The sequence below is a fragment of the Hydrotalea flava genome, assembly GCF_001623405.1.
GTDB lineage: Bacteria > Bacteroidota > Bacteroidia > Chitinophagales > Chitinophagaceae > Hydrotalea > Hydrotalea flava.
The window spans coordinates 14,753-28,483 of record NZ_LUHG01000041.1; the positions used below are offsets into that span (position 1 = coordinate 14,753).

Annotated in this window: 7 protein-coding genes; 3 read left to right on the plus strand and 4 right to left on the minus strand. The window is 36.7% G+C overall.

Going from position 1 to position 13,731, the window contains the following annotated elements:
- Nucleotides 1-101: 101 nt before the first annotated feature.
- Both A0F92_RS03615 and A0F92_RS03620 read left to right on the plus strand, forming a co-directional pair.
- Nucleotides 102-1,427, plus strand: a complete 1,326-nt coding sequence (locus A0F92_RS03615; protein WP_068241798.1) for an exonuclease domain-containing protein — start codon at nt 102-104, stop codon at nt 1,425-1,427.
- A gap of 92 nt (nt 1,428-1,519) precedes the next feature.
- Entirely contained in the window at nt 1,520-3,769 is a 2,250-nt protein-coding gene (locus tag A0F92_RS03620) for a Tex family protein (RefSeq protein WP_068241800.1), read from the plus strand.
- A 52-nt stretch (nt 3,770-3,821) separates the two neighbouring features.
- Here A0F92_RS03620 and A0F92_RS03625 read toward each other — a convergent pair whose 3' ends face one another.
- Both A0F92_RS03625 and A0F92_RS03630 read right to left on the minus strand, forming a co-directional pair.
- Nucleotides 3,822-5,126 (minus strand): RagB/SusD family nutrient uptake outer membrane protein, encoded by a 1,305-nt coding sequence (locus A0F92_RS03625; RefSeq protein ID WP_068241803.1) that lies wholly within the window; start codon nt 5,124-5,126, stop codon nt 3,822-3,824.
- A gap of 24 nt (nt 5,127-5,150) precedes the next feature.
- Nucleotides 5,151-8,075 (minus strand): SusC/RagA family TonB-linked outer membrane protein, encoded by a 2,925-nt coding sequence (locus A0F92_RS03630; RefSeq protein WP_068241977.1) that lies wholly within the window; start codon nt 8,073-8,075, stop codon nt 5,151-5,153.
- Between the two features lie 212 nt (nt 8,076-8,287).
- Here A0F92_RS03630 and A0F92_RS03635 point away from each other — a divergent pair, with 212 nt between their 5' ends.
- Entirely contained in the window at nt 8,288-9,442 is a 1,155-nt protein-coding gene (locus A0F92_RS03635) for an MFS transporter (protein WP_068241804.1), read from the plus strand.
- Between the two features lie 292 nt (nt 9,443-9,734).
- Here A0F92_RS03635 and A0F92_RS03640 read toward each other — a convergent pair whose 3' ends face one another.
- Both A0F92_RS03640 and A0F92_RS03645 read right to left on the minus strand, forming a co-directional pair.
- Entirely contained in the window at nt 9,735-12,440 is a 2,706-nt protein-coding gene (locus A0F92_RS03640; protein ID WP_068241806.1) for an OmpA family protein, read from the minus strand.
- A gap of 292 nt (nt 12,441-12,732) precedes the next feature.
- Entirely contained in the window at nt 12,733-13,716 is a 984-nt protein-coding gene (locus tag A0F92_RS03645) for a PorP/SprF family type IX secretion system membrane protein (protein ID WP_068241808.1), read from the minus strand.
- Nucleotides 13,717-13,731: the final 15 nt, after the last annotated feature.

Genomic DNA, 13,731 nt, shown 5'->3' on the forward strand with positions numbered 1-13,731 from the left:
CATTGAAATGCTGCAAATGTAAGGAAATGCCTCGGGCATGATAGATTTAAAAGCACTGAATTTAACCAAGAAAAGAAAAAAAATATTAATTTCACACCAACATGTTTGCAATTGTAGATATTGAAACAACGGGAGGGCATGCACAGTATAGTGGTATTACCGAAATTGCGGTGGTATTATTTGACGGTAAAAAAACCGAAGGCATTTATGAAACATTGGTAAATCCGCAAATGCCCATTCAGCCCTATGTGCAATCTTTAACCGGCATTACCCAAAAAATGGTAACCAAAGCGCCGGTATTCCCGGCCATTGCACCACATATCTACCATTTACTAAAAGACCGGATTTTTGTAGCACACAATGTAAATTTTGATTATGCATTTGTAAAACAACAATTGGCAAATTGCGGATTTGAGTTAAACAACCATAAATTATGTACCATAAGGCTATCCAGAAAAATTTTCCCCGGGTTACCTAAATATGGTTTGGGCAGTATTTGCAGTGCCTTACAAATTAAACATACACAACAACACAGAGCAGCAGGTGATGCATTGGCTACTACCGAACTATTAAAATTACTGATACAAAATGATACCAGCGGACATCTGCAAAAAATGATGAAGAGTAAGCAATCTGCAGCGTATTTGCCGCCTCATATCAATGAAGAACAATTTAAAGCCTTACCCGAACAATCCGGCATTTACTATTTTTATAATCAGGAAAAAAAAGTGATATATATAGGCAAAGCAAAAAACATAAAAAAAAGAGTAACACAGCATTTTGCCAACAATAAAACAACTGCACAAAAACAAGCGTTTTTAAGAGAAATACATGCCATTCAGTTTACCGTTTGCAGCAGTGAGTTTACTGCATCAATTTTAGAAAGTATTGAAATAAAAAAATGGTGGCCTAAATACAATAAAAGCCAAAAATTTAAGGAACAGAAATATGGCTTATACCATTTTGTTGACAGCAAGGGCTATGAAAGACTGGCCATTGATAAATGGAAGAAACAATTACATCCTTGGGCATCGTTTAGGCATTTGCCGGAAGCTTACAATCTTTTATGGAATCTGATTCGCCGGTTTGAATTATTACCCGGATTGTGTTTTATCGATAAAACAGCAATTACCCAACCCATCCCCGATGCTGAATCATACAATATACGGGTACAGGCAGCAATACAATCATTAGAAGCAGATTCCATTATCTGTTCAATTAAAGATGGCGCACACTATATTCTGATTGAAAAAGGTGTTTTCTTTGGAATGGGGTATATAGAAGCGGAACAAACTACTTTATCAATAGAAACCCTTAAAAATGCTTTAACACCCTATCCGGAAAATGATGTTATTAAACATTTAATTCAGCAATATATCCGCAATCATCCGGAGGATGTGATTCATTTTGATATTGCTTCCCACTAAACATTCTCCATTTATTTTAAAAAATTTTTTTTACTGCACAGCCCATATATTCGCTGTCCTAATTGATTTGTATATAAATAATGCATAAAACTATGTCTGAACAAAACATTATTTCGCTGGTTGCTGCTAACGTTCAAATTTCATTGAAGCAGGTTGAAACTGTTATTCAGTTATTAACCGAAGGTGCCACCATTCCATTCATTGCCCGATACAGAAAAGACCGTACCGGTGGTTTAGATGAAGTGCAAATTGAAAAAGTTCAGGAAGAGCATAAACGCTTACAACAATTTTTCCAATTAAAAGCCAGTATTGAAAAAACTATTACAGAACAGGGAAAAATGACAACGGCTTTACAGGAACAATTAAACAAAGCCACCACCGTTGCAACTTTAGAAGATATATATCTTCCTTTTAAACCCAAAAGAAAAACCAAAGCTCAAACGGCCCGTGAAAATGGATTAGAACCTTTAGCCACCTTAATTCTGGAACAAAAAAATATTGACCTCGAAGAGGCTGCTGTTCAATTTTTGAATGAAACCATCACAGATACCAATGCAGCACTGCAGAGCGCCAGAGATATTATTGCGGAAACGATAAATGAAGATGCTGAAATAAGAGCCAAACTCAGGTATTTGTTTGAACAAAAAGCGATATTTCAAAGTAAGGTACTCACTGATAAAGAAAATGAGGGAATTAAATTTAAAGATTATTTTGACTTTCAGGAATCTGTTTCCAAAATTCCTTCACACCGCATTCTGGCAATACTTCGCGGATTTTTAGAAGGGTTTTTACGAATCAGCATTGCCCCCAACGAAGAGGAAGCCATTACTATTATAGAAGAAAAATATGTTACAACTTTTGGAAACCCATCGGCTGAACAAATCAAAAAAGCCATTAAAGATGCCTATAAAAGACTTTTGCAGCCTAGTCTTGAATCGGAATTAAGAACCGCCTTAAAACTAAAAGCAGATGAGGAGGCCATTCAGGTATTTGCTGAAAATTTAAAACAACTATTATTGAGTGCACCATTAGGCAGCAAAAGAATTTTAGCAATTGATCCCGGCTACAGAACCGGATGTAAAGTAGTTTGCTTAGATGAAACCGGAGCTTTATTACACCACGATTTGATTTATATACATGAAGCCAACAAAAAACAGCAAAGCGCCACCGTTATTTTACAATTGATTCAACAATACAACATGCAGATATTTGCCATTGGCGATGGAACTGCTGGCAGAGAAACAGAACAATTCATTAAACAATTACAAACCGGCTTGCCTGTGTTTTTGGTGAATGAAGATGGTGCATCTATTTACTCTGCTTCAGAAATTGCCAGAGAAGAATTTGGCAATTATGATGTTACCGTTCGTGGCGCAGTGAGTATTGGCAGAAGATTAATGGATCCATTGGCAGAGTTGGTAAAAATTGATCCAAAAAGTATTGGAGTTGGTCAATATCAACACGACGTAAACCAATTCAGGTTAAAAGAAAAACTTGACCAAACTGTAGTAAATTGTGTAAATGCAGTTGGAGTAAATATTAATACTGCGAGCAAACATTTACTGAGTTACGTAAGTGGTATTGGGCCAACTTTAGCGGCACAAATTATTGAATACAGAAACACCATTGGAAAATTTACTGATAGAATGCAATTACTGAATGTACCGCGATTAGGTCAAAAAACTTTTGAACAATGTGCAGGCTTTTTGCGGATACAAGCGGGTGATAATCCTTTAGATGCCAGTGCCGTGCATCCGGAAGCTTATCCAATTGTTGAACAAATTGCCAAAGACTTACAAACAGATGTGCAACACATTATTGGTAATGAAACTTTATTGCAATCAATAAAACCTTCAAAATACATTTCTGAAACCATTGGTACTTTAACCATTCAGGATATTTTAAATGAACTGAAAAAACCCGGCTTAGACCCCAGAAATGAAATAGAGCAATTTGAATTTGCAGGTATTTACAGCATTGATGATGTAAAACCAGGCACTATTTTACCCGGTATGGTTACCAATATTACCCGCTTCGGTGCTTTTGTGGATATTGGTGTAAAACAGGATGGTTTGGTGCATGTGAGTGAAATTGCCAATCGGTATATTTCAGATCCATCAGAAGCATTAAAACTAAATGATAAGGTAAAAGTAAAAGTATTAGAAGTAGACGCAACCAGAAAAAGAATTGCCCTATCCATTAAACAGGCCGAGGAAACACCCCAACAACATAAAAAAACAAATAAACCGATCCACAAAAAACAGCATCAGCAAACTGATGATTTAAGTAATTTAAGCGTTACCGATGCACTTTCATTATTAAAAAAGAAGTTTGGCAAATAAAAAACAACCGCAGCAATTCAACTGCGGTTGTTTTGTGAAAATATTAGTATAATTAATTTTCTGAGAAAGGCAAAGGAAACTCTTTCCAGATATGATCGGTAGGGCGATCTAAAGGTAATGTGTTCAGTAAATTATACCTGCGCACATCAATCCATCTGTATCCTTCATAAAACAATGAGTACCTTCTTTGCTTTAACATTTCTGTAAGCAAAGCTGTCTGTGTTAAAGGGCCACTGTAATTCGGCAAGTTGTGTCCGTTACGAATGATATTAATAGCAGTTTGTGCATCGGTCAAAGCATTATTTTGAATTTTTGCTTCAGCATAAATTAATATCAATTCTTCATTACGGATGATTGAAACCGGATCTATATTTGTTTTGAATACAGCCAAATCGTAATTGCTGGTTAAACCACTTTGTGTAGCAGGTGCTGATCGTAAAGCTACTTTATTAATTCTGTCATCACCAGGCTCAATATCAGTAACATAGGATGGTTGCGCCAAGCGATTTTCACCAGTATTGTTTAAAGGCAGGTACAGTGGATTTAACTGATCGCCGGATGCAGTAGAAAAAACATGATAAATACCTGTATTAAAATTTCCATTCAAATTAAAGAATGATGCATTCAGGTCGGTTAAAGCTGCCGTCCAGTTTTGTTGATAAACATCTACTCTGGCAGCTAAAGCGCGGTTAAATTGCACCAACCCCGCAGCAGTTGTAAATCCGCTAAAGCCTGATGACAAATTAAATATAACATCACTTCCAGTTAAATCTGTTCGCCCCTGACTGAGCAAATTGGAGATAGCCGTTAATGCATCACTTAAACCAACAATGGGGCCCATCTTATTATAATCGGCCACATCAACTCTGATACCATTTTCATAGGTTAAATTTAAATTCAATAACAGTTGATACGCAATAATGGTTTTGGCCCATCCGGTATAAGCCTTTCTTTGTGCATCAGTTAAATAAGATGAATTCGTTGCTGCCTGAATTAAGATATAGGCATTACGAATGGTATTGTAACGAGAACCCCAGGGATTGGTTAAATAAAATGTATTGTTATCCAAAATTGCACTCCCTGCGCCCAGTAAGTCGGATGTATAACGCGGTTCAGAACCGGAAAAACGATATCCTTCTCGTCCAATCATGCTTACCACATCCAAATATATAGAAACATTATTGCGCAAAGACGATTCAGTACCGGTTACCAGATTATTCAATTCGCTAATCGTAGCATCTGTGGTTATTTGTTGTGAAGTAGGGGCATTCAAATAAGGGATGGGTTCTTTTTTACAGGCAGTATTCATTAGAATAAATATACTAATGATGCCAATTCTTAGAAGATATTTTTTCATATATAAATATTTTTATTTATAAAATTAGAATGCAATGGATACATGAAACTGAACACGTTTAGATGTTGGAAATGGTGTTACATCAACTCCGGATGAGAAACCCACTCCAAAATTTGAAACTTCCGGGTCGTAACCAACATATGGCGTAATTACAATAAGATTATTACCGGATACACCTAACTGAATTCTGTCAATATTTTTTATTTTATATGGTAGCGTATAATACAAACCAATTTCTCTAAATTTTACAAAACTTGCATTTTGCACAAATGGTCTGGATGAAACACCTAAAGCTGCAATCCTGTTTTCACCTGCAGTTTTGCCATTGCTTTGCAGCACATCAAAATCAGGACTGGTACCACCTAAATCTGTTAACAACTGTGTTAAGTTAATCACATCGCCGCCCTGTTTCCAATGTATTAAAAAGCGCAATGACCAGTTTTTGTGAATGGTAAAATCATTCAGGAAATTCATTTGAAAATTGGGCTCGGCATCGCCAAGTTTACCAACTCCACCATTTCCATTCAGCCCTACAATTTGGGTAGCAGTGGCACCTTGCTGGATGAAATAGGTACCCAGAGTAGTTCCAAATGCACCTAACGGAAAGGCAGGTATATTCAACTGTGTAATCAATGAACGGTTCATCCAAAAATTAGTAGTTGAACTCCATCTGAAATTTTTATTATCTACCGGTATAGCTTTTATACTTAGTTCAACACCTCGGTTCCTTAAACTGCCTGCATTCAAATAACGGGTACTAAAACCGGTTGATGCAGGTACCTGACCTTGTAACAGTAAGTCTTTCACTACTTTATTGTAGAAAGTTGCTTCCAAACTTAGTTTACCTTCTAAAACACTTACATCCACACCAGCCTCTAATTCTGTTTGCCGCTCTGAACCAATGTTGCCATCTCCTAAAACAGTAGTTACCAACGAGCCTGCATAACCTCCTATATTAGCAGAATTCAGTGGTGTAAATCTGCTGATGTAAGCAGGAAAATTACTTGACTCACCATAAGCAACTCTTAATTTCAAATCATTAATGGTATTGCTTTTCCAAAAATTCATTTTAGATAAATTCCAGGCCACATTGGCTTTGGGATAAGTAAAGTATTTTTTATAATCCCCATTGTTGGTTGACTGGTCAAACCGCACACCGGCAGTGATGTTCAAATAATTATTCAAAGCAAATTCTTCCTGCACAAATGCGCCATCGTTTTTATATTTTATTCTAAACTGCGATACATTGATGGCGCCTGCCTGATCAAGATTTGTTTGTATACCAATTAATTGCGTTGCAACATTCAGAATATTATCATACTTGCCAAATTCATGCGTAATACCGGCTGTAGTTACAAATGAAAGTTTATCTGAAGGCTTATAAGAATTTACCAAAAAGCCAGCCCAATTGGTATTTACATTATTGGTATTTCCCTGAATACTATGTCCCTTTGTAGTATTCACCTCAAATTGTAATGAAGAGGGAAATAAAGCTGTTGTTTTTAAATTATAGTAATCTAAGCCGCCACGTGCAATGAGCTTTGTTGTCATTTTTGCTGACTCCTGCAAAATGGCTTCTACATTTACTCCACCAATATACCGATTGGTTAATTCATTATTCGTCATCAAATCTCTTGTTTGCAAAGGATTGGAAGCCGCAAAAGGATTATTGGGATAAATACCATTGGCATCTGGAAACAATTGCGCAAAAGAAGGGGTAGAAGATAATGCCACTCCAAATGAAACACCGGCATTATCATTATTGGTTAGCCCACGGTTAGCAGATGAGTTGATGTAAGTTGAACTATAACTTAGTTTAATTTTATCACTAATACGATGATCAATATTTACCCGCAATGAATTATTAGCATATCCGGTACCTTTAATAATTCCATCTTCATTTCGTAAACCACCAGCCATATAAAAAGTGGTTTTATCATTTCCTCCACTAATAGATAAGCGGGAGTCGCGAATAAAGCCTTTTTGTCCATACATTTCTTTTTCATAATCATATAATTTTCCTGCTGCTTTGGCTGCATCATAAGCTGCAACATCCCAACCCTGATCCTGCACTATTTTATCGGTTAATGGTCGCTGACCTAAGTATTTAATAATTGAGTTGAATCCAACATCCTGTGATAGATTAAAACGCGTTTTACCTGCACGACCTCTTTTTGTGGTGATAATGACCACACCGGCAGCAGCCTGTGCACCATAAATACTGGCAGCAGAAGCACCTTTTAATACCTCCACAGTTTGTATGTCTTCAGGATTTAAATCAGCAATTCGATTCGATGCATTATCCTGATTGGATGAATTCCCGGCAGCAGCAGCAGCAGTTACTGCATTCAAACCGGCAGAAGTGGCTGAATTGTTCACAATTACTCCATCTACCACGAACAAGGGCTGCGAATTTCCAAAAATAGTAGTAACACCACGTAATTTAATGGATGTACCTCCACCAGGTGCACCCGAATTGGCAATAATATTTGCCCCCACTACTTTACCGTTCAATGCAGCATCAAAAGTTTGAGCCGGTGCCGTACCAGCTAACTCACGGGCACCAATTACAGCAACTGCATTGGCAGCATTGCTTCTTTTAACTGTAGTTGCCAAACCCGTAACCACTACTTCATCTAAACGAGCATAGTCTTCCTTTAAAGCAATATTAAAGGAATTGGTTTCATTCGTAATTTTTAAAGTTTGTGTTCTAAAACCAGTAAAACTAATTTCAATGGTTGCACCAACAGATACTTTCAATGAAAAATTACCCTGCGCGTCACTCATAGTACCACCTGTACTGCCTTTTACTGCAATGTTGGCGCCTGCTACAGGACTTCCGTTTTGGTCTGTAATTTTTCCGCTAATGTTTTTTTGTTGTGCAAATGCTATTGCGGGCAAAAGCAACAATAGCCAACACAATAGCAACATACTTGATTTGTTTTGCATAAGTGTAGTTTTGGTGAAAAATTTGAATCTTAAAAATAGCTTATTATTATTGAATTTAAAACCGTTTTTAAATATTTTTATCATAATTAAATAATTTAGCAATTCATATAAAATATCATCCATATTTACGATCACTGGCAGCTAAAAAACATTGTAAAAATGTATTCAAAACAGAATTTGCAGACTACATACAATATCCCCAATTTTGCGCCATGCATTTACAAAAGAAAGATGTGGTTTTAATGGCCATTTGCACCGGATTAATTGTTGCCAATATTTATTACATACAACCCCTGATTGTTTTAATTGCACAAAGTTTTCATGTGCCGGAAAATATAGCCGGAAGCACAACCTATTTAACACAGGCCGGCTACGCAACAAGGCTCCTGATTTTGGTACCCTTAGGTGATATGATGGAGCGTCGTAAACAAATTATTGCCACCACAGTATTGGCAATAGTTGCTTTGATTGGTGTAGCCATATCGCCCAATTTTTTAACCTTGCAGATTTGCTGTTTTTTTGTTGGCGCAGGCTCTATTGTACCACAACTCATTCTGCCATTGGCGGCCACCCTCTCCGATCCCACTCAAAGAGGTAAAGTAGTGGGAACCGTTATGAGTGGGCTTTTGGTGGGCATTTTACTTTCCCGAACATTAAGTGGAGCTGTTGCAGAATGGCTGGGTTGGCGAAGTATGTTTTGGATAGCAGCCATACTGTGCATTTTTTTAGCCTTTTTCATGCAAAAAAGATTTCCTCAAAATCAGATTGTTTTTGAAGGCCACTATGGCCACCTGATGCAATCTTTAATTCATCTGATTAAAGAGCAACCTATTTTAAGAGAAGCTACTGCCATTAATATGTGTTGTTTTGCCGTGTTTGGCAGTTTTTGGACAACCATGGTTTTACTGCTTTCCAAAGCTCCCTTTCATTTTGCTACCCATCAAATTGGTTTGTTTGGCATTGCCGGTGCGGCCGGTGCCATAACCGCACCTTTTGTTGGTAAATTAAGCGATAAGGGCACACCACGTAACACTTTAAAAGTAGGGTTATTGCTGTTTCTCATAAGTTTATCGGTTTTATATTTTGGCCGAAGCAGTGTTATACTGATGATTATTGGCACCATTTTGATTGATATTGCACAGCAATCCGTTCACGTTACCAACCAAACAAGGGTTTATGCATTGATGCCCGAAGCCCGAAATAGATTAAATACTATTTTCATGAGTCTTAGTTTTGCAGGTACCACATTTGGTTCTGCAATGGGGCTGTTGCTTTGGAAATGGGCATTGTGGCCTGGTGTAATAGCCGGCTCCGTTAGTTTAATTATTTTAGGTTGGATTATATTTTTGCTAACAGGCAAAAAATAATCATCGGTTTTTATATAGTATATAAATTGGCTTCTCCATTTTCTTGCATCAATGCCAGATCAATAAAATAATAATACCGGCATTTGTTTTATATGGCATCGCCTGTTGCGTCGCAATCACTTCATCGTTCCGAAAATTTGGCAGCAGGCATACGTGTATACATGTTCATCACATGCAAAATTTATGATTACGCGTTTCCCGTTCATCCAGTTACCTGTTGTATATAAAAAACCCTCTTCAAACAAAGTTTAAAAAGGGTTTGCAATACCAAAGGAATAGAAATGGTTAGTAATTATTGCTTCTTCAATTTTACAAAGTAAATAATAGTATTATGCATTAAATCGTTCGAAATACTCACTTCAGTGCGTTTTCCCTGATCATCTGTAATTACCATCAATGCAGAGTTAGGTGGTATATCGCCTAAATTTTCAGCAAAGAATATCATCTCATTCTTTTTCTCATTCGGCTCTACCGGCACTTTAAAAGTAATGGCTTTATCAGTTTTCAATTCCTGTTTGTACGCCACTATTTCTGAATTGTAAATTACAGATACACTATCGTGATCAAAAGTCCCATTGTCATACAAATCAACATGTACAGAATCGGAGGTAGTATAAACCGTAAACACCTGATTGATGGATCTGTGATTAATGGCGGTTAACAACAATCTGCTCTTGATTTGTGAAATAGAATCGAGTGTGGCAATTTTTTTGTCTTTTTGTAACAACTCGTTTTCAATATGCGGTGGTATATTATTTTTAGTAATAGCCGCATTATTGTTAACTTTTGATGGTATTGCAGTTACATACGGATTATTGTTCGCAGCAGTTTGCTGTTCTTTTTGTTTACGCGCTGCTGCCTGTCTGGCTTCTCTTTCTGCCTGTAATCTGGCTTTGCGTTCGGCTGCTGCCCTTGCTTTTTTTTCTCTTCTTAAGCGTGCAGCGTCTTCCTGCTGTTGTTGTTTTAATTTTCTTTCTGCTCTCACCTCAGCTAAATGTTCTGCTCTGGCTCGTGCTTTTTCTTCCCGTAGTAATTGTCTTTCTGCTTTTAAATTATTGTTAGATTTAATTGTGGGTTCATCCGGCTCAAATCTGTACGGACGCCTTCCATTTCTAATATCATCTAAAATTTGATCAATATCCAACTCCTTACCTGATGGAACCCATTTGGGATTTTTAGATCTGGTTACAATTACATCCGATCTGCGATTTACAATTTGTTGTGCAGTATCGTAAGTATCATCATCTTTACAAGGCAATATTAAATGCTGTTCACCATAAAAATCAACATTAATTCTGGATGCATTAATATGATGTTTAATCAGGTACATTTTCACTGCCAATGAACGGGCTTTCGATAAACGCAGGTTCAATTCAAATTTGCCTTTACAATCGGTAAACGAACCAATTACTACATTTAATTCCGGATTTTCTTTCAATAATTGTATAATGGTATCTAAACTATTCCTGTCTTCCGAACGTACTTTCGCTTTGTAGAAATCAAAATTAACAGATACTCTTTTTACAGTTGCGCTGTTTAATGAATCGAGTATATGCCTGCGCATTTGTTCTTCATCACTTAACTTATTTACCGGCACTGTAATAACAGGGGGCGCATTTTGTACAGTGGTATCTGTTTGATTAGCTTTTGATGTATCAATAGCCAACACTTTTGAAGTATTTGGTAATGGTGGTAATTTAATAGACTGAAAAACTTCTAAACAACAGGGTGATTCACGATCGGAAGTAAAATAAGCAGTATCGGCATCGCCAATGCTGTTGTAATAAATATCATCTTTTACAGAGTTAATGGGTAATCCCAAATTTTGAGCAGTATTCCACTGGTTGGTAACGATGTTGCCTTTACTTTTATAAATATCCATACCACCTAAACCAACTCTTCCATTCGAACTAAAATACAAAAGGGCACTATCCGCAATAAAAACTGGCGCAACATCATCTTCACTGGTATTAATGGCGGCACCTAAATTATCGGGTGTACCGGTTGGCAAACCATCTTCTAAAGCAATTTTCCAGATATCATATTTTCCCATTCCGCCGGGTCTGTCTGAAGCAAAAAATAAAAATTTACCATCTTTTGTAACAAATGGATGGCGTGCATTGTAGCCTTTTGCATTCACCAAAGTATCTAAAGGATAAGGCGCATCCCACGGAGCATCCAAACCTGAACGTGTTGCGGTATATATGATGTATTTATTGGCTTTGTTTTGCTGATCTTCATTCCATCCGGTAAAATAAATATGCAATCCATCTGCCGAAAACTGTGCTGCGGCAGCATCATAAGCTAAACCTTGCGGAAAAGCTTTACTAATATTGTTTTGATTGGTATTAAACTGATACAGTGTTGATCGGTAGACTACCTGTTTATTTTTTCCAACAGTATCTGGTCTGGAACTGCTAAAAACAAAAATGCTGTCATTTAATTTAGTATACGCATAATTAGACCCTAATGCATTCACAGGTGCAGGCATTTTTTGTATTGAAAAACGTTGCAGGTTTTGTTGTTCTTCAATATTAAAACGACAATCTGCCATTTCTTTTAAAGCCAAAGCTGAATAAGCATCTTCCTGTGTATGTTCTGCCGTAAATTTCGATAATGCTTCAATCGCTTTATCCGGTTCGTTCATGGCACGCAGTGATACTCCATACCATAAATAGGCCATGATATCCGGTTTTTTTTCAAGACTTAAGTATCGTTCATAGTTTGGCAAAGCATCCTGATAATCGTGGTATAACCGGTATGATTCAGCTAATTGATGGGTAATATAAATTTCTTTTGCCCCTTTTGGCTTTCTGCCGCGTTTATGCACTCCAGGTATATAAGGCAATACTCCATTCCCATTATCAATGTTACCATTAAGTGCTTTATGATACAACTGTGCAGCTCCATAATAATTTTTTTCCTTGAACAACTGGTCTGCTCTTTTCGTGTAAGCTCTGACAGATTGAGCATTTACAACAGATACGCAAAAAAACATCACTAAAAATATAGTAATGCGTTTAAATAAAAAACAGGTTAGTAATGTAACTCTATACAGCATGCTAATGTTATAAAAGAGATTTTCTATGTGTGAATATAGGCACACTTTACAGGAAGGATGTAAAAACAGCCCAATAAGTTTTTAACATTATGTGGGTAACATTTATTGCATATTTGAAAATTTATTAGAAATTATACCGACGAAGCATGCAAAGTGTGCAGTATTAAAATAAAAAAGTTATTCTGTAATGCAACAGAATAACAATTCACTAACCTGAATAGCAGTTGGATTAAAGACGGGGACAAATAAACTTAGTAGCCGGTATTTTTTTGCGATGTACATAACTGATTGAAATTTCATAACCGCCCCGGTAAGCCGACGCACTGTTTAGGGTTGAAATATTGATATCATAACTAAGCCCCACAATAAAACCATTTAAATTAATTCCAATATTAGGCGCAATGGCATCATTATTTCTGTACATAACCCCTGCAATAAGATCTTTGGTATAATCAAGTGTATAATTTAGATATAATCCACCGGCAATTTCAGATGCAGCTCCCTGTCTTTCATAAATAACATGTGGCGTTAATTGCAATAAATCGTTCACTGCAATTCTGGTACCTGCATGAATGGAATAACGTACCGGTATAAAACTATTACTGGCTTGTAAAAATTTATCAGTTGGTTGTGTGGGATGGTATAAACTTACTCCAATAAATGGATTTACTTTTTTATTAGGATCACCATCATAATACATTACGCCAACGCTTCCATCCAAAGTATATGCTGATGTTTTTGAAAAAATTTCATTCGACGGCAAGGTGGGATCGTAACCTACCAATGGATTAAACTGGTTGCCAAATTTTAGTTTGGAAGGATCAACACCTCGATAAATAAATCCAAATTGAAATCCACCACTTAATCTTTTATATTCACTTAAATGAACTTGATAAGAAAGTGATAAATAACTATTGGTGTAATTATAACCACCATCGCCCGCTGATTGATTTAAAACCATTAAACCAACTCCAAAATTATTCGGTAATGCTGCATCTAAACTAATCCCTTTCGTTAATAATGGTGTAGCAACAGATGCCCATTGATTACGAATATTAGCTGTAGTTCGATAATCTCCGTCTATTACCCCTGTCATTGCAGGATTTAACCACATAGGGCTTGCATAATACTGTGTAAAATGAGGGTCTATTTGCGCTTCTGCAATAGAAACGCAAAATAATAAACCAATCATTAAGTATCTCATTTTAATCATACAATCCTGATTTCC

Bases quoted from the DNA above. Each gene is read 5' to 3' on its own strand.
- A0F92_RS03630 (WP_068241977.1), bottom strand. From the start codon at position 8,075: ATGCAAAACAAATCAAGTATGTTGCTATTGTGTTGGCTATTGTTGCTT.
- A0F92_RS03625 (WP_068241803.1), bottom strand. From the start codon at position 5,126: ATGAAAAAATATCTTCTAAGAATTGGCATCATTAGTATATTTATTCTA.
- A0F92_RS03645 (WP_068241808.1), bottom strand. From the start codon at position 13,716: ATGATTAAAATGAGATACTTAATGATTGGTTTATTATTTTGCGTTTCT.
- A0F92_RS03620 (WP_068241800.1), top strand. From the start codon at position 1,520: ATGTCTGAACAAAACATTATTTCGCTGGTTGCTGCTAACGTTCAAATT.
- A0F92_RS03635 (WP_068241804.1), top strand. From the start codon at position 8,288: ATGCATTTACAAAAGAAAGATGTGGTTTTAATGGCCATTTGCACCGGA.
- A0F92_RS03640 (WP_068241806.1), bottom strand. From the start codon at position 12,440: ATGTTTTTTTGCGTATCTGTTGTAAATGCTCAATCTGTCAGAGCTTAC.
- A0F92_RS03615 (WP_068241798.1), top strand. From the start codon at position 102: ATGTTTGCAATTGTAGATATTGAAACAACGGGAGGGCATGCACAGTAT.